Genomic DNA, 16203 nt, shown 5'->3' with positions numbered 1-16203 from the left:
GAGGGCATCAGGCCGCAGAGATTTCCCTCACCCTAACCCTCTCCCAAAGGGAGAGGGGACAGATCGAGAGGTACTACTTAAACAACGCATGCACGTTGTTTTGCTTGTAATTGAGCGTCGGATGCAGCTCCTCTATCTCAAACGACAGCGCCAGATAACGGTCCGCCATCAGCGTCGCGAAGTGCGTTTTAATCAGCCCAAACAGCATCTCCCCCACGGCTTCGCGGCTTTCCAGGCTGCGCCCCGCGCCAATCTTCAGCGTCATGTGCACGAAGGCATAATCGTGTTTCCCGTCGGCCATCTGCCAGGTGTCCAGCCAGTGGGCGCGGCTGCGGATACCGCCAATGGGAAAGATACCCGTGGCGGCCAGCGCCGCGTTCACCCTGGCAAACAGCCCCGGCAGGTCGGCCTGCTCGCGGATGTTGTGGGTGCATTCAGCAATAAAGTGCGGCATGGTGGCTCCTTACGCGGGCAGCGGGAAAACGGCGTTAACCTGACCGGTACCGGAGCTGGCGAACAGCTCGGTGAGGAACTCCACTTTGCCGTCGTATTTGTCCCAGCCGAGCATCCCCAGCAGCATCACCGTGTCGTGCATGTTGCCTTCGCCGTAGCAGTAGTCGGCGTACTCCGGCAGCATGCTGCAAAATTCTTTGAACTGGCCCTCGCGCCACAGCTTGACCACGCGCTCGTCCATCTGACGGTCAAACTCGCGGGTGTAGCTGTTCATCCCTTCTTCCGCGCGCTGGTCGTCAATAAAGCGGTGCGAGAGCGAACCGCTGGCGAGCACCGCCACGGTGCCGTCGTATTTTTCGATGGCGCTGACGATGGCCTCGCCGAGCCTGCGGCTGTCGGCAAAATCGTGAACGGTGCAGAATGCCGAAATGGCGATCACTTTGAAGTGTTTATCCGCGTTCATGTAGCGCATTGGCACCAGGGTGCCGTACTCCAGCTTCAGGCTCGGGATGTTGTGCGCTTTGGCGCGCACACCGAGCTTCACCGCCTCGTCGGCGATCAACTGCCCGAGTTCCGGGTTGCCGTCGTAGTCGTAGGTCATATCGCGGATAAAGTGCGGCAGTTCGTTGCTGGTGTAGACGCCGGAAAAATGGTCCGCACAGTTAATGTGATAGGCGCTGTTCACCAGCCAGTGGGTGTCGAACACGATAATGGTATCGACCCCCCGCTCGCGGCAGCGCTTGCTGATCTCTTTGTGCCCGTCGATGGCCGACTGGCGGCAGCCGTGGTTTTTGCCCGGCAGCTCGGAAAGGTACATCGACGGCACGTGAGTGATTTTTGCCGCTAACGCTAAGGTGCCCATATCAGATACCCCACTTTGGAATCGGATGGTTGCCCATCGAGATGCAGACGTTTTTCATCTCGGCGAACACCTCAAAGCTGTACTCGCCGCCCTCGCGCCCGGTGCCGGAGGCCTTCACGCCGCCAAACGGCTGGCGCAGGTCGCGCACGTTCTGAGTGTTGACAAACACCATGCCCGCTTCGATGTTGCGCGCCAGGCGCAGCACTTTGCTGACGTCCTGGGTCCAGATATATGACGCCAGACCGTACTCCACATCGTTCGCCAGGCGCAGGCCTTCCGCTTCGTCCTTAAAGGGCAGCAGGCAGGCCACCGGCCCGAAGATCTCCTCCTGCGCCACGCGCATCCGGTTATCAACATCCGCCAGCACCGTCGGGCGCAGGAAGTTGCCGCCCTTCAGGTGCGCTGGCAGATCGGTGGGTTTATCCGGCCCGCCCGCCAGCAGGGTCGCCCCTTCCTCAATACCGAGGCGGATATAGCCGGAGACTTTTTCCCAGTGCTGGGCGCTTATCAGCGCGCCAACCTGGATGTTCGGATCGGTCGGGTCGCCCACGCGCAGGCGGCTGGCGCGTTCGGCGAAGCGTTTGACGAATTCCGGGTAGATGCTCTGCTGAATGAAAATGCGCGAGCCTGCGGTGCAGCGCTCGCCGTTGATCGAGAAGATGGTGAACAGGGCAGCGTCCAGGGCGCGCTCGATGTCGGCATCGTCAAAAATCAGCACCGGCGATTTGCCGCCCAGCTCCATAGAGTATTTTTTCAGCCCGGCGTTTTTCATGATGTTGCGCCCGGTGGCGGTGCCGCCAGTGAACGAGACGGCACGCACGTCGTGATGGCGCACCAGCGCATCGCCGGCCGTCGCGCCATAGCCCTGCACCACGTTCAGCACCCCCGCCGGGATACCCGCCTCCAGCGCCAGCTCGCCTAAGCGGTCGGCGGTCAGCGGTGAGAGTTCAGACATCTTCAGTACCGCAGTGTTGCCCAGCGCCAGGCACGGCGCGACCTTCCAGGTGGCGGTCATAAACGGCACGTTCCACGGCGAGACCAGCGCGCACACGCCCACCGGCTGCACCAGGGTGTAGTTGAGCATGGTGTCGTCGACCGGGTAGGTTTTGCCGTTCATCTGCTGGCACACCTCGGCGAAGAACGCGAAGTTGTGCGAGGCGCGCGGGATCAGCACGTTTTTGGTCTGGTGGATCGGCAGGCCGGTGTCGGCGGTCTCCAAGGCGGCGATCGCCGGGACGTTCTCGTCGATCAGATCCCCCAGGCGGCGCATCAGGCGCGCGCGCTCTTTCATCGGCAGGTTGGCCCATTTCGGGAAGGCTTCTTTCGCGGCGGCGACCGCCTGATGGATTTCCGCTTCACCGCCGGCGGCGACTTCCGCTAATACCTCCCCGGAGGCCGGGTTAGTGGTGTGGAAGTAGTCGCTACCCGCCACGTTTTTGCCGTTGATCCAATGGTTTATCTTTTTCATTTTGTCGTCTCCTCGCTGACAATCCGGTTGACCAGGCGACCTACGCCTTCCACTTCCACCACCACTTCATCGCCCGGGACCACGTCGGAGAGCCCCTTCGGCGTGCCGGTGGCGATCATGTCGCCCGGCTGCAGGGTCATAAAATCGCTCAGGTACGCAATCAGGAACGGGATGCTGAAGATCAGATCTGCCGTCGTGCCAAGCTGTCGCAGTTCGCCGTTGACGAAGGTGCGCAGCGTGAGATTGTGCGGATCGGGAATGGCGGCTTTCGGCACGATGTTCGGGCCGATCGGCGTTAGCCCGTCGCGGCTTTTCACCCGCAGGTTGGGGCGGTAGTAGTTTTCGAGATAGTCGCGGATGGCGTAATCATTGCAGACGGTGTAGCCCGCAACAAAGTCCATCGCGTCGGCCTCACTGACCTTGCGCGCGGTTTTGCCGATGACCACTACCAGCTCCGCCTCATAGTGCATGTACTCGACGTTGTTCGGACGCACCGACGTCTTGTTATCACCGTTAAGGGTGTTCGGCGCTTTAATAAATACCAGCGGCTCGGTGGGGGGAGTGAAGGCCAGTTCGCTGGCGTGATCGGCGTAGTTCAGCCCGAGGGCAAACAGCGTGGCGTGCGGGGGCGTGGCCGGTGTAATGGCGACGTCGCGCTCATCCACTACCGGGTTTTCCAGCGGCGGGAAGCCTTCTGCCAGCACGCGCACCCGATCGCCGGGGCGCAGCGCCACGCGGTGATGCGGGGTGCCGAGCAGAATGGCATCGCCGGGGTTAAGGGTGGCGAATTCGCTCAGCGCGCTCAGCAGCTCGGCTGCGTTTCGCTGGAGATCGGCGGTATTCCAGCGATCCGCTTCGCGGCCATTGATGTCGGTGATGATGGTCAGGTTATCTACACTGTCGACGGCGACCAACTCGCCAAGCGGGCAAAATCCGTCCCGGCATTTCGCCTTGATTGCCGGGCGGTAAAAGCTCTCTTCCGGCAGGCTCACTTCGTTAGCCAGCGCGTAGCCGGCGATGTACTGCCCGGCTTCCTCAACGCGAACGCGGCGGGCCGTTTTGCCCACTACCAGCGCGACCGTTGCGCCGCTGAGCACCGTTTCACCTGCCGGGAACGGGATCGGCTCGCCTGTTGAGATCACCGTGTTATGCGGTTTGATAAACCACACCGCGGTTTTCGGCGGCGTGGTGTAGGGCGCTTTTTCAAACGCCTCGCGCCAGGCATCACGCTGGCTCTGGTGGTTTAACGCGACGGCAAAAACAGTACCTTTCATTGACATACTCCTCGGGCCGGAGGACCGGGCCGTGATTTCATTAATATGTTAATGATCTGGTTTTATGCTTTTGCTGGTCGTTTCGCAATCACAAGTGAAAAATTTGTGATATGAATAACAATAAATTTACAATCTGGATTTGAAAATCTTTTTTAATCATGTGTTTACTAAAAATGAGCGCTTTCTGTTAGACTTTTTACGGAAAAATGTGTTGTTTATAAAAACATCTTATTCTAATTGTTTACGTGTTAATGATTATCGGGGAGCGCTATGCATGACTCATTAACCATCGCCCTGCTTCAGGCGAGGGAAGCGGCGATGTCGTACTTCCGGCCCATCGTGAAGCGGCATAACCTGACCGAGCAGCAGTGGCGCATCGTGCGCGTGCTGGCCGAACATCCGTCGATGGACTTTCACGACCTGGCGTTTCGGACCTGTATTTTGCGCCCGAGCCTGACGGGCATCCTCACGCGTATGGAGCGCGACGGTCTGGTGCTGCGCCTGAAGCCGGTTAACGACCAGCGTAAGCTGTACGTGTCGCTGACCAAAGAGGGCAACGCCCTGTATCAACATGCCCAGGCGGAGGTTGAAGAGGCCTATCAGCGGATCGAGGCGGAATATACGCCGGAAAAGATGAAACAGCTCACGGCACTGCTGGAAGAATTTATCGCACTGGGAGACCGGAACGATGAAGAGCGTGATGCGTTGGAATAAACACCACATTTAGTACGATTTTCGTAAAGTTTTCTCCTCGCAGGCCGAAAATTCTGTTATCTGTCTGATGGAAAGAGAAAACATGTTAAATCGTATCAAGATTGTTACCAGCTTGCTGCTGGTTTTAGCCATTTTTGGCTTACTACAGCTGACATCCGGTGGTCTTTTCTTTAACGCGCTGAAGCACGACAAAGAGAATTTCACCGTTCTGCAAACCATTCGCCAACAGCAATCCACGCTGAACGGCAGCTGGGTGGCACTGCTGCAAACCCGTAATACCCTCAACCGTGCGGGCATCCGCTACATGATGGATCAGAGCAATATCGGCAGCGGCGCGACCGTTAACGATCTGATGCAGATTGCCGCCGCATCCCTGAAGCAGGCGGAAAAAAACTGGGCCGATTATGAAGCCCTGCCGCGCGACCCGCGTCAGAGCGAGGCCGCCGCGATGGAGATCAAGCGTAACTATGATATCTATCACGGCGCGCTGGCTGAGCTGATCCAGCTGTTGGGCGCAGGCAAAATCAACGCCTTCTTCGACCAGCCTACCCAGAGCTATCAGGATGGCTTCGAGAAGCAGTACGTGAGCTACCTGCAGCAGAACGACAAGCTGTATCAAACCGCGGTAGAAGACAGCAATAGCTCTTACAGCCAGGCCATCTGGGTACTGATAATCGTGCTGATTGCGGTGCTGGTGGTGATTGTGGCCGTCTGGCTGGGCATTAAGCAGGCGCTGATCTCTCCGCTTAATCGCCTCGTTGACAGTATTCGCCATATCGCCAGCGGCGACCTGGTGAAGCGCATCGACGTAGACGGCAGCAACGAAATGGGCCTGCTGGCCGACTCCCTGCGCCATATGCAGGGCGAGCTGGTGCGTACCGTCGGCGACGTGCGTAACGGCGCGAACGCCATTTACAGCGGCGCGAGCGAAATCTCTATGGGTAACAACGATCTCTCCTCCCGTACCGAGCAGCAGGCCGCGTCTCTTGAAGAGACCGCAGCCAGCATGGAACAGCTGACGGCAACCGTGAAGCAGAACGCCGAGAACGCCCGCCAGGCCAGCAACCTGGCCCTGAGCGCCTCCGAAACCGCGCAGAAAGGCGGCAAAGTGGTGGATAACGTGGTGCAAACCATGCGCGATATCGCGGGCAGTTCGCAGAAAATTGCCGACATTATCAGCGTAATCGACGGTATTGCTTTCCAGACCAACATCCTGGCACTGAACGCGGCGGTGGAAGCGGCGCGTGCGGGCGAGCAGGGTCGCGGCTTTGCGGTGGTGGCCGGTGAAGTACGTAACCTGGCCCAGCGCAGCGCCCAGGCGGCACGCGAAATCAAGAGCCTGATTGAAGACTCCGTGGGCCGTGTAGAGATTGGATCTACGCTGGTTGAAAGCGCCGGTGAAACCATGGGTGAGATCGTCAATGCGGTCACCCGCGTGACCGACATCATGGGCGAAATCGCCTCTGCGTCTGACGAGCAGAGCCGCGGTATCGACCAGGTGGGACTGGCGGTGGCCGAGATGGATCGCGTCACGCAGCAGAACGCCTCGCTGGTGGAAGAGTCCGCTGCGGCGGCCGCGGCGCTGGAAGAGCAGGCCAGCCGCCTGACGCAGGCGGTTGCCGTGTTCCGCATTCAGCAGGAGCAGATGAAAGCGCGTGAAATCGCCTCAGCGAAAACCGTTGCCGCACCGATGATGGCGCGTAAAGCCGCAACGGCAGACGCCGGTGATAACTGGGAAACGTTCTAATTAGCCAGGAGGCAGGCGCATGGTACAGCGAGAGCCATACGCGAAACCGTGCGCTGCCTCTTCCTCTCTTTTCTGCCGCAGTTCGGGCGTCAGCGCCTCATCTGCCACTTCCGCAAACCCCAGCTTCGCATAGAAAGGGGCGTTCCAGGGGACGTCACGGAACGTCGTGAGCGTCAGCGATGTCAGCCCCCGCACTTTCGCCGCTTCAGCCACGCAGTGGATCAGCCGCCGACCTATCCCTTTTTGCTGCCAGCCCGGATCGACCGACACTTCTACGATAAACAGCGACGCCGGATGCGCCTCTGCGAGGATAAAGCCGACGGGACGATCGTTCGCCAGCGCCAGCCAGCTCAGGTCTTGATCTACGTAGCCGAGGTGCTGCTCTGCGCTGATGACGGCACTCTCTGCAAGCCAGGCGAGGGCCGGCACGTCACGAAAACGCTGGGCCGCTGCGCGCTCAATGGAGGGCAGGTGAGTCACATCTTCTCGGGTTGTCGTACGAAAGGTGATCTTCATGGCGGGAAGTATAGCGCGTCCGTCCGCAGGGGTGCGGCGATAAAAGGGCACTCCCCGACGAGAAAACGTGCGGACATTTCGGCGTGCGCCGGGGTCTGCGTTTCCCCGGTGTTCCAGAGACAGAGCGCGATCGCAACGAGGTTAATAAACGTACATAACACCAGCGCTGGCGGAAAGCACCGCGGTGCGTCGCTGTGCTTATCGGCGGGGTCGGGCAGCGGCTGTACCCTGATGTCGGCGCTCAGCATGAACCCCTTTTTGGGCACGGTGACGATTGCCGGCTTTTCTGGCACGAAGCCTGCCAGCAGTTTTCGCAGGATGCTGATGTACTGGTTTAACGAATTATTGGAACCCTGCACGCCGCGCGCGTCCCACACCTCGCTGAAAAACAGCTCGCGTTCAACGACGTTGCCATGGTGGCGGACCAGCAGTTTCATCACGGCATTTGCGGTGCCGGTAAGGATCTGATGCGCGTCGTCTGGTGCATCGATATGTGAAAAAGTCCCCTCTTCATCGTTATAGACGAGGACATCTGCGAGCAGGTATTTCATAGCGTGTTGTAAAAAACAGTGAGATCGAAGAGTAAACGTCCATGAGACCAGACGGCTATTTTAACGCAAATGTTACCGATAACATTGATCCTGATTGGGATAACGCCGATCGGTTCGGGGACGTTATCAGCGCTAGCGCGACGGCCGATTCAGCAGGCTAATTTTTTGGTGAAATTCCGCCAGATTCTGGCAGCGGAACTTGGTCATCGCGTTTCGCTTGTGGGTATAGATGGTTTTGGGCGATTTGTGCAGCATTTGCGCGATGCGCACCAGGCTGATCCCTTTGCTGATCAGCGAGCAGACCTGTAACTCCTGACGGGTGAGGGTAGGTTCGGGCTCGCTTTCAGCCGTGAAGTCGGCATTGTTGAGCTGCTGGCTCAGTTCCTTGAGTGAGAGTTTACCGCTCAGCACCTTGACGCGCGCATTCGGCAGATACACGTTGATCGCGTTGACGCGGTGTTCATCGGTAAAGAGTAGCCAGCCGCTGTCGCCTGCCGTGTTCATCACCTGCTCGCGCATGCGCAGGATATTTTTTGGGGTCACCTCGTTAATCCAGAAGATATCCGGGCGGGGGGTTATCATCGTTGGGATGAGGGTCGTCAGGCCCAGCCACAGAAAATAGTTGTCGCTCAGAATGACAATCTGAAAGGGGGGAAGCGTGTTTTGAGGGGTCATCACCGTGTAATCTAAGAGTAGCCCGCCATACTGGCGATCGCGGAATTATTCGCATGAAGAATGACAAGGTGACATTTTAAAGTAAGTGAAATTAACAGAATAATTATAAATAGATTAATCTAAAATTTAGTGAATAAGGCTGATTTATAATATTTATAAAGATTTTCATTCTGGGTTTATTAAGCCCGGCAGAACGCCGGGCTGCGGGGATTAACTCTCGCGGTTGACGATTTTGATTTCAACCATGCCTATCCCCAGCTTACGGGGCGAGTGGCCGAGAATATTGCCTTCATTGGTAGACTGCGGATCGGGCGGCACAATCACCAGCGTGTTGCTTCGGGACGGGTTCTCGAAGTGCAGCGTGGTGGTGCTCACGTCATTACCCAGCGTCAGCGTCTGTTCGCTATCGCCTACCCTCACCGGTATCGGACGGTTGGCGTTGGGGCCATACGCCCTGGCGGTGATCACCACATCGAATTTCTGCGGCAGCGGATGGGTGTATTCTATCTTCACCTCATCGCCCAGCTGCGCGTTAGACCAGCGGCCCCAGGATTCCGGGCGTGAAATTCCGCTGAACTGTTTAACCTCTTCCGGCGCGCCTGCCACGTTAAAGATGAAGCTGTCCGCTTTGTAGCGAATGTCGTTATCAACAATTTTGAGCATATCAACGTTTCGCTGATAGCGCGCGGTATCGATAACCGTCTCTTTAAACGCGGTTTTGCCTTTCCATTGCGCGCTGTCCACATGCTGAACGGTCTGCTCTCCGCCCAGTTGCCCCTGCGAGACACACCAGTCGGTCGAGAGGGACAGCGGCTGTGACCAGAGCTGGCCCATCTTGTAGCAGCGGTCAACCCAGACAAAGTTGTCGCGCGGGGCGAAGTCGGCCAGCTGGAAGCGCAGCGGTGCGGAGTATTCGCTTTCCGGCAGCGGCTCAACGCGGTTGTTCGACACGCGCAACAGCAGCGGCAGGCGGAAATGGCTCCCGGAGAACGCGATCATCTTTTTATCGCGATCGATGGTGAAATCTTTCATCTCTTTCGGGAAGTTCCACAGGCGGATAATGTCCGGCTTCCAGGCGAGGATTTTCTCCTTCATGTTGAGGAACACTTCCGACAGCGACTGGCCCGACAGCGTACTGCGCCCAAGGCCAATGAAGTTATCGCCCCCCAGGATATCCAGCACGGTGGCACCGTTATCCATCGAGTTACGTTTGGTGGCAATCACATCCTGCTGCGGCTGGTCGCCGCGCAGAACAAAGAACAGGTTGCTGCGGTCGTGCTTGTTGAGCTGATCCCACGCGCCGTTTTTCATCGCCAGGTGGTCTGAAGAAACCACGATCACCGTGTTTTTAAAATACGGAGAGGCTTTGATTTTTTCGATTAACGCGGCGATGTGCTCCTGGCTACAGGTCACGGCGCTGAACGAAGTGTTGTTTTTACCGTCGATCTCATAGCTTTTACGCTTGCAGGTACGCGAGACAAAGCCGTCAGGGTGGTGCGTATCCACCGTCAGGGCAAAAAGGGAGAAGCGTTTGCCAGCGCGGGAAAGCTCTTCGAATTTTTTCCAGGTTTCATCCAGAACGGTGTCGTCGTAGAAGCCCCAGTCGTTACGGTAGGTGGGATCGGCCACGGTGGTTTTCAGCTCTTCTGAGCCATACAGATGGTCAAAACCGTGGGATTTCAGGAACACATCTTTACCGGCAAATCGCAGGTTTGCGCCCTGCATGAAATAGTTTTCATAGCCGGAGTTTTTCAGGATGTCGCCGAGGCAAATATTCTGCGGGAAGAAACTCGACATCGATGCCGATGCGTTACCTTCAAAGGGGGCGAAGAGCGGGATACCGCACTGCGAGGCAACCATCCCCGCAATGGTGTAATCGGTACCCGGTAACTGCATGGTGTGGCTGAAATCCAGCCCTTGATCTTTCAGCGCGCCAAGTTCGGGCGTCAGGTTCGGGAAGGCGGTGTTATCGAAGTAGGTGCGCTCCAGACTTTCGCCGTAGATATAGACCAGGTTGAGCGTTGGGCTGGCGATTTTTTTCGACGGCTCTTTGTACCAGGCCATGAAATCCGGGTCGCCATCGCGCGACTGGGATTTGACCAGCTCGGTAATCTGGTGGAAGGCCGGGCTGGCATCAACGGAGGCCAGCGCCAGACACAGCGCCAGCAGGCTGTAGCCGACATGATGAGGATGATGCCGACGACGGCGCAGCACCCAGGCCAGGGTGCCGAAGATTACTACCAGCGCCAGAACTAGGCCGATACCCGGAAGTATGTACTTACTAACTCCTGCGCCGGTCAGGCTGTTGGTCAGGGTATAAAGCACCGCGTCGTTAATACCGTCGCCGGTAAAGTAATCGCTGGCATAGAGGGTAATATTCAAAATAACAAAAATGCCGAGTACCACCAGGGTAGCGATAAACCACCAGGTGTTACGGCCAGCTTTCCAGGCATAAATGCCAACGGAAGCCAGAAAAAGGGCAAGGGACATTAACTCTGACAACAGCATATCCTCATGATGCCAGTTACTTAGCTGGCTAACTGATTCTTTTTTGGGTAATACAATGTAATTGCGAAGTCGTTAAGCTGCAATTTTAGTGTCACGAAAGTGTGCTGTTGTTAGGATTTGGTTTATAAAATCACTTTTTTGAAGGCGGTCGCATCATGACGTGTGGGCGCTAAGACGGGGGCAGGAAGGTAAAACACCCATTTAAGGCCGCGACGCAAGGTTAACGCAATAAACGCGGCCTGTTGTGGCAGAAAATGGGGTCGATCAGGAGAGGAAATTAACGCCTTGTTTTAGTACCAGATCGCAGGCTTTGGTTTTCACCTTTTTCGCCAGCGCCGAGTCGCCCAGCGTGCTCAGGTTAAGCTGCTGACCGTTTTGTGCGTTGAGCAGGCCCTCGATACCCTCCATATAGTTGGTATCTTGCTTCTGCTCCTGGGTGTCCAGGCCCAGCTTGCCCAGTACCTGGTTTTTAATGTTTTCGGTGTCGGTTACGGACGCCAGTTTCTGCTTCGCGCAATACCCCAAAATACCCGCCGCGTTGTTCATGGTTCCGGCGCTGAGGCTCTGGGCGCTGTTACCCAGCAGACTGGTGAGGGACGAGGCCGACAGCCCGCCCTGTGAACTGGCGCTCTCTTTGGAAAGCTCATTGGCTGCGCTGGAGAGGGATTCCTGCCATGACGCCGCCTGTGCCGCGCCGGTGACGAGAAGTGCGCCTAAAAACGTGCTGATAAGAAACTGTTTTTTCATAATGGTCTACTCATGAGATCCGTCTGGTGCAAAAGTGGCCCCAGTATATACCCCTGGGTCCCCCGCATTTCCTGGAAATATCCTAATACTCTTTGCCGGTGACGCGGCTGCGGAAGCTTTCCCAGTCGAAGATGACATACAGGCTGTTGCCGAGCTTCATGCGGTCCATCACCCGTTCCCCGAGCAGGCGAGTCATCTCATCGATGTTGTGGTTGGTCAACATGCCCGTAGGACGTTTTGAGGAGGAGCGGCGGTCGACGATCTGGTTGATGATCACTTTTTCATAGCGTGACTCGGTCTGAACGCCAATCTCGTCAATTACCAGCAAATCGACGTTACTCAGGTCATTCAGCAGCTGTTCTTCGCTGGTCTCGCGGTTGCTGAAGGTGTCTTTCATGGCAGACATAATGTCGGCCACGGTGATGATCAACACCGATTTTCCGCGCAGCAGGAGTTCATTGCAGATGGCCGCCGCGAGGTGGTTCTTGCCGGTGCCGGGCTTGCCGCTAAAGATAAAGCTGGCGATGTTGCCGTCGAATTCGTTGACGTACTGGCGTGCGGCGGCAAGCGCGTTCATCTGCCCGGTCGTTTCAACCTTATAGTTGTCGAAAGAGCAGTTCTGATGCAGCGGGCGAATCCCGGAGCGGTTAAACGTGCGCTGCATTTTCATGGCACGGTTTTCACGCGCGAGGGCGGCCGCGCGGATTTCGCCTTGCTCTTTTTGCCATGCGAGCAGCTCTTCACCCGTGGTAAACGCGGGTTTGACGTTGGCAGGCATCATTTTCTGCAGACGTTTCATCAGGTCGCCGACGTTTTTCATTTCGCACCTCGGAATCCATTAGGGATCTGTTTATCCGGTTCACAAAACGCGTTGATATCGCGTTTGGGCTGCCCGTTATTGCTGGCGCGGTTGATCTGCACGCTGCGGGCGAGCTTTTGCTGCCACTGAACATGATGGAATACTTTGCCTTCGGCCTGCCAGTAGGCGGTGAACGCGGCCAGCTCTTCCGGCGTGACGGGCTGGGAAAGTGCAATGCCCCACAGCGCCGCCTGACGCTGAAAATCGGCATCCGGCTGCCAGCCAGAATACATAGGGAATTTCCCCATCGGCACGGCCACGGGGGTGTTATCCGGCTCGTCAAAGAACTGGTTGTCCAGCGCGACGTCGCTCGCCGGGCGCGACAGGCGCGCTTCGATGTCCAAAAGCTGTGCCAGACGTTCAGGCGTTATCGCATAAAACGCCGGCGCGTTGTCGGCAAATACCGCAAGCGTGCCGCCTTCGGCGTGGGTTAACACACCGCGGGGATCGCGCATAAAGGCATCAATGCCAGCAATGCTGGTGGTCAGAATTCTGGAGGACATAACACTTTCTCTACTGATTACTACGGGCGTGATTGGAGCTTATGGTAGCACAGAGAGAAGGGGGGAAGGAGGGGGAAGCTAACCCTCTCCGACAGGAGAGGGTTAGGGCAGACATTACGCGATGATATTCAGCGTCACGTCGATATTTCCGCGAGTCGCGTTAGAGTACGGGCAGACGATATGGGCGGCGTCCACCAGCTTTTTGGCTTCTGTAGGATCCATGCCTTCAACGTGGATGTTCAGTTTTGCTTCGATACCAAAGCCGGTTGGCAGTGGACCGATACCCACTTCACCCTCAATAAAGGCCTCTTTTGGCAGGGTAAATTTGTCGCGCGCAGCAACAAATTTCATTGCCCCCAGGAAACAGGCGGAGTAGCCCGCCGCGAAAAGCTGTTCAGGGTTGGTGACGTCACCGCCCATGCCGCCCATCTCTTTTGGTACGCCGAGCTTAACGTCGAGGACGCCGTCGGAAGAGGTTGCGCGGCCATCGCGGCCTCCGGTGGCTTTGGCTTTGGCAGTGTAGACAACTTTTTCTAAAGACATGGCAGGTTCCTCATCTTGTGCTTAAGTGTGCTATTAAATAGCGTACGATTTATATGGGTAATAAAAACGCGTAACGTATAGCGCTACGCGCGGTGTAACTGGTGACGCAAAAGTTCCAGCTGGTGCTTAAGCGCCAGCATCGTGTCGGTGTCGCACTGGGCGGCACAGCCCACGGCCTGGGGGATCCCCGTGGCCTGCTGTTGCAGGCTACGTCCGGCGTCCGTCAGCGTGACGGCGACCTGACGTTCGTCCTGGCGTGAGCGCTGACGTGTCAACAGACCGGCTCCCTCCAGACGCTTCAGCAGGGGCGTGAGCGTTGCGGAATCCAGAAACAACCGTTCACCGATGTCCGACACGGTAATGTCATCCTGCTCCCACAGCACCAGCATAACGAGATACTGAGGATAGGTCAGGTTAAGCGGTGCCAGCAACTGCCGGTACAGCTTATTCAGCGCCAGATTTGCCGAGTAAAGGGCAAAACAGAGCTGGTTATCCAGCAGCAGCGCAGCGGTGGTGTCGTTCGTTTTTGCGTTCATGAAATAAAGATAGATTGTGCGCGATATAATTGCAAGCGATTTTTATGGGCAGGTATAACGCAGCGCAACCTGTACCGCCATTTTCCGGTAGTGTTCGCGCTGGGCCGCTTCGTCCGCCCCCTCTTCAAACAGCAGGGTGAAGGTGTAGCTATTGGCAACATAGTGGAAGCTAAAGCTGCTGATTAAACGGTGCAGGTCGCGGGCATCGACCGTCTGGTTAAAGAGCTGCTTCGCCTTGCCGCGCCGCAGAATCGCCTCCAGCAACTCCAGCGCGCTGCGGTTAACCTGGCGCAAATAGCTGGACTGTTGCATAAAGCGCCCGCGCTGCATGTTCTCCATGCAGATAATACGGATGTAGTCCGGGTGGTCGGCGTGGTAGTCAAAGGTGGCTTCCACCAGATGCACCAGCGCTTCAACCGGCGGTAAATCGGTAAGGCTGAGCGCTTTCTCGCTGGCCCGGATTTGGGTGTAGACATACTCCAGCGCCAGCAGATAGAGGTTTTCTTTATTTTTGAAGTGGTACACCACCATGCGTTTGGTGGTGCCTGCTTTCTCGGCAATCTGCTCCATGCGGGCACCGTTCAGGCCATATTCGGCAAACAGGGCGATAGCGCTTTGGAAAATCGTTTCCTTCAGGCTCGCACCTTCAGGGTGATCGGGGAGTTCGCTGCCAGCGTTAGCCACATCCTTTCCTTATCATCACAAAACAGAATGCAGCGATTATTACCCTGCCTGCGTGAGAACTCAAACGTCAAACGCGGGGACGCTTGCGATAGAGCCACAGCCCGGGGATCGACAGGCCGATAGAGAGCGCACCGACGATGGAGGAGGCCTTGAGGAAATTGCTCAGCAGCAGGATCATTTGCGGTTCGCTGTAGCCGAAGTGGCTGATTTTTACCGCCGAAATCATGGCCGTGTAGGCCGAGATGCCGGGAAACATGGGGATCACCGCCGCAACGGTAAAGACCTTGGGATGGGCCAGATACCAGCGCGACCATTGGATGCCAATGCTGCCCACCAGCATGGAGGCCATAAAGGTTGACCATTCGATATTAAACCCCGCCGTCATCATGACCATGCGGGAGCCGTGCCCGATGGCACCCAGCAGTGCACACCAGGGCAGGGCGCGTTGCGGCACGTTGAAGACCATCGCAAAGCCGATGGCGGGAATGGCGGCCAGCAGCATGTCCTGAACCAGGGCCAGCAGAAATTCGATTATGCCCATCCGCGTAACCCCCATAACGTCATGGCCATCACCACGCCAATGCACGTCGCCAGCGTCAGCAGGCTGGCAATTGCCCAGCGCGCCAGGCCGGTATTGATGTGCCCTTTGAACATATCGGCGACGGCGTTAATTAACGGAAAACCCGGAACCAGCAGCAGCACGCTGGCGGCCATGGCGACGGTTGAGGTATTCGTGAAGGCCGGCAGGCGCAGCAGCAGGCCCGACACCGTCGTCGCCACGAAGGCGGTGATGCAGAAGTTAATCTGCGGGTGTAACTGCCTGTGGGTCAGCAGTTGTCGGACATACATGGCGATGCTGCTGGCGAAGAAGGTAATGGCTGCGCCGTCCCAGCCGCCGCTGTTCAGCTTGCAGAAACAGGCGCACGACAGCCCCACCATCAGCACAACCAGCCAGCGCGGGTAGCGCAACGGCTTGATCTGGTTGAAACGTTTTTCGCACTCTTTCAGGTCGAGAAGCTTGTGCTCCGCCAGAATGACGATGTGCTGCACCTCTGTCACCACGTGCATGTTGATGCCGCGATCGTGGTTTTTACGGGTGGATGTCAGGCACTGCCCGTCCTTGATGGTGGTCAGCACGATAGCGTTGGACGAGATGGAGCTTTCCACCGAGTCCATGCCCAGCGCCAGCCCGAGGCGGGTCGACAGCTCCTCAACCAGGGCGCTCTCCGCCCCGTGCTGTAAAAGAAAAAGCCCGCACTGAATACAGAGTCGCGTGGTGGCACGTTGCGTTGACCGGTCTGCCTGCATGTGATGCCCTGTAGAGAAAATGGATAGCCTGCCTGATGGCCCTGAATGTCTACTTTTAACACAAAGTGCGCCCTGCCTTGCTCTGGGTCAGATCAAGATTTGTGCAAACTGCGGCCAGGAAAAGTCGAGAAATGCGCTGTATTATTTATATTGTGAATGTATTTCGTATATACAGTGAGAATATATATTAATTATTTCTAATTTTATATTTTCATTATTTTAATGCCGATATAATTAATTTTAATTGTTATCTGT

General features: G+C 56.8%; 18 protein-coding genes. 2 read left to right on the top strand and 16 right to left on the bottom strand.

What is annotated here, in order from left to right:
• Positions 1-73: 73 nt before the first annotated feature.
• The 4 genes from I6L58_RS09490 to hpaG are packed head-to-tail and all read right to left on the bottom strand — an operon-like array spanning position 74 to position 4057.
• Positions 74-454 carry a 5-carboxymethyl-2-hydroxymuconate Delta-isomerase gene (locus I6L58_RS09490; RefSeq protein WP_006174110.1) on the bottom strand — a complete coding sequence of 127 codons (381 nt, stop codon included), beginning with the start codon at positions 452-454 and terminating at the stop codon, positions 74-76.
• Positions 455-463: 9 nt separating this feature from the next.
• Entirely contained in the window at positions 464-1315 is an 852-nt protein-coding gene (gene hpaD, locus I6L58_RS09485; protein ID WP_058609614.1) for a 3,4-dihydroxyphenylacetate 2,3-dioxygenase, read from the bottom strand.
• Between the two features lies 1 nt (position 1316).
• Positions 1317-2783: a 5-carboxymethyl-2-hydroxymuconate semialdehyde dehydrogenase gene (gene hpaE, locus I6L58_RS09480; protein ID WP_088208808.1), complete on the bottom strand. Its 1467-nt coding sequence runs from the start codon at positions 2781-2783 to the stop codon at positions 1317-1319.
• Positions 2780-4057 carry a 4-hydroxyphenylacetate degradation bifunctional isomerase/decarboxylase gene (gene hpaG, locus I6L58_RS09475; protein ID WP_140418814.1) on the bottom strand — a complete coding sequence of 426 codons (1278 nt, stop codon included), beginning with the start codon at positions 4055-4057 and terminating at the stop codon, positions 2780-2782. The genes hpaE and hpaG overlap by 4 nt, the downstream gene beginning before the upstream one ends.
• 270 nt (positions 4058-4327) lie before the next feature.
• On the opposite strand from hpaG, the gene hpaR reads away from it, so the two are divergent.
• Positions 4328-4771: a homoprotocatechuate degradation operon regulator HpaR gene (hpaR, locus tag I6L58_RS09470; protein WP_088208810.1), complete on the top strand. Its 444-nt coding sequence runs from the start codon at positions 4328-4330 to the stop codon at positions 4769-4771.
• A gap of 82 nt (positions 4772-4853) precedes the next feature.
• Positions 4854-6518, top strand: coding sequence for a methyl-accepting chemotaxis protein (gene tsr, locus I6L58_RS09465; RefSeq protein ID WP_088208811.1), 1665 nt, complete (start codon positions 4854-4856; stop codon positions 6516-6518).
• Here tsr and I6L58_RS09460 read toward each other — a convergent pair whose 3' ends face one another.
• The 12 genes from I6L58_RS09460 to I6L58_RS09405 form a co-directional block, all read right to left on the bottom strand.
• On the bottom strand, positions 6519-7034 hold the full coding sequence (locus tag I6L58_RS09460) for a GNAT family N-acetyltransferase (RefSeq protein ID WP_088208812.1): 516 nt from the start codon (positions 7032-7034) through the stop codon (positions 6519-6521).
• A complete protein-coding gene (locus I6L58_RS09455) occupies positions 7031-7585 on the bottom strand; it encodes a winged helix-turn-helix domain-containing protein (protein ID WP_058609617.1) in 555 nt (184 codons plus the stop codon). The genes I6L58_RS09460 and I6L58_RS09455 overlap by 4 nt, the downstream gene beginning before the upstream one ends.
• Positions 7586-7717: 132 nt before the next feature.
• On the bottom strand, positions 7718-8260 hold the full coding sequence (locus tag I6L58_RS09450; protein WP_006174097.1) for a helix-turn-helix transcriptional regulator: 543 nt from the start codon (positions 8258-8260) through the stop codon (positions 7718-7720).
• Between the two features lie 210 nt (positions 8261-8470).
• Entirely contained in the window at positions 8471-10762 is a 2292-nt protein-coding gene (gene opgB, locus I6L58_RS09445) for a phosphatidylglycerol--membrane-oligosaccharide glycerophosphotransferase (RefSeq protein ID WP_088208910.1), read from the bottom strand.
• A 270-nt stretch (positions 10763-11032) separates the two neighbouring features.
• Positions 11033-11515, bottom strand: coding sequence for a DUF2501 domain-containing protein (locus tag I6L58_RS09440; protein WP_006174094.1), 483 nt, complete (start codon positions 11513-11515; stop codon positions 11033-11035).
• 82 nt (positions 11516-11597) lie between these two features.
• Complete coding sequence (gene dnaC, locus I6L58_RS09435) at positions 11598-12335, bottom strand: DNA replication protein DnaC (protein ID WP_006174093.1); 738 nt, start codon at positions 12333-12335, stop codon at positions 11598-11600.
• Positions 12332-12877 carry a primosomal protein DnaT gene (gene dnaT / locus I6L58_RS09430; protein ID WP_006174092.1) on the bottom strand — a complete coding sequence of 182 codons (546 nt, stop codon included), beginning with the start codon at positions 12875-12877 and terminating at the stop codon, positions 12332-12334. Before dnaT ends, dnaC begins: the two co-directional genes overlap by 4 nt.
• Before the next feature lie 114 nt (positions 12878-12991).
• On the bottom strand, positions 12992-13420 hold the full coding sequence (locus I6L58_RS09425; RefSeq protein WP_088208813.1) for an organic hydroperoxide resistance protein: 429 nt from the start codon (positions 13418-13420) through the stop codon (positions 12992-12994).
• 83 nt (positions 13421-13503) lie between these two features.
• On the bottom strand, positions 13504-13956 hold the full coding sequence (locus I6L58_RS09420; protein ID WP_006174090.1) for a MarR family winged helix-turn-helix transcriptional regulator: 453 nt from the start codon (positions 13954-13956) through the stop codon (positions 13504-13506).
• Positions 13957-13998: 42 nt separating this feature from the next.
• Positions 13999-14640 (bottom strand): TetR family transcriptional regulator, encoded by a 642-nt coding sequence (locus I6L58_RS09415; RefSeq protein WP_006174089.1) that lies wholly within the window; start codon positions 14638-14640, stop codon positions 13999-14001.
• A gap of 67 nt (positions 14641-14707) precedes the next feature.
• Positions 14708-15181: a threonine/serine exporter gene (locus tag I6L58_RS09410; protein WP_006174088.1), complete on the bottom strand. Its 474-nt coding sequence runs from the start codon at positions 15179-15181 to the stop codon at positions 14708-14710.
• Positions 15172-15948 carry a threonine/serine exporter family protein gene (locus I6L58_RS09405; protein WP_088208814.1) on the bottom strand — a complete coding sequence of 259 codons (777 nt, stop codon included), beginning with the start codon at positions 15946-15948 and terminating at the stop codon, positions 15172-15174. Before I6L58_RS09405 ends, I6L58_RS09410 begins: the two co-directional genes overlap by 10 nt.
• Positions 15949-16203 lie beyond the last annotated feature (255 nt).

The sequence above is a fragment of the Enterobacter cancerogenus genome (assembly GCF_019047785.1).
Classification (GTDB): Bacteria; Pseudomonadota; Gammaproteobacteria; order Enterobacterales; family Enterobacteriaceae; genus Enterobacter; species Enterobacter cancerogenus.
The sequence above is the reverse complement of the archived record's forward strand: the minus strand, read 5'-3'. Positions and strand labels throughout refer to the sequence as shown.

Coding starts and splice junctions, on each gene's coding strand:
- I6L58_RS09490 (WP_006174110.1), bottom strand. CDS start 454: ATGCCGCACTTTATTGCTGAATGCACCCACAACATCCGCGAGCAGGCC.
- hpaD (WP_058609614.1), bottom strand. CDS start 1,315: ATGGGCACCTTAGCGTTAGCGGCAAAAATCACTCACGTGCCGTCGATG.
- hpaE (WP_088208808.1), bottom strand. CDS start 2,783: ATGAAAAAGATAAACCATTGGATCAACGGCAAAAACGTGGCGGGTAGC.
- hpaG (WP_140418814.1), bottom strand. CDS start 4,057: ATGAAAGGTACTGTTTTTGCCGTCGCGTTAAACCACCAGAGCCAGCGT.
- hpaR (WP_088208810.1), top strand. CDS start 4,328: ATGCATGACTCATTAACCATCGCCCTGCTTCAGGCGAGGGAAGCGGCG.
- tsr (WP_088208811.1), top strand. CDS start 4,854: ATGTTAAATCGTATCAAGATTGTTACCAGCTTGCTGCTGGTTTTAGCC.
- I6L58_RS09460 (WP_088208812.1), bottom strand. CDS start 7,034: ATGAAGATCACCTTTCGTACGACAACCCGAGAAGATGTGACTCACCTG.
- I6L58_RS09455 (WP_058609617.1), bottom strand. CDS start 7,585: ATGAAATACCTGCTCGCAGATGTCCTCGTCTATAACGATGAAGAGGGG.
- I6L58_RS09450 (WP_006174097.1), bottom strand. CDS start 8,260: ATGACCCCTCAAAACACGCTTCCCCCCTTTCAGATTGTCATTCTGAGC.
- I6L58_RS09440 (WP_006174094.1), bottom strand. CDS start 11,515: ATGAAAAAACAGTTTCTTATCAGCACGTTTTTAGGCGCACTTCTCGTC.
- dnaC (WP_006174093.1), bottom strand. CDS start 12,335: ATGAAAAACGTCGGCGACCTGATGAAACGTCTGCAGAAAATGATGCCT.
- dnaT (WP_006174092.1), bottom strand. CDS start 12,877: ATGTCCTCCAGAATTCTGACCACCAGCATTGCTGGCATTGATGCCTTT.
- I6L58_RS09425 (WP_088208813.1), bottom strand. CDS start 13,420: ATGTCTTTAGAAAAAGTTGTCTACACTGCCAAAGCCAAAGCCACCGGA.
- I6L58_RS09420 (WP_006174090.1), bottom strand. CDS start 13,956: ATGAACGCAAAAACGAACGACACCACCGCTGCGCTGCTGCTGGATAAC.
- I6L58_RS09410 (WP_006174088.1), bottom strand. CDS start 15,181: ATGGGCATAATCGAATTTCTGCTGGCCCTGGTTCAGGACATGCTGCTG.
- I6L58_RS09405 (WP_088208814.1), bottom strand. CDS start 15,948: ATGCAGGCAGACCGGTCAACGCAACGTGCCACCACGCGACTCTGTATT.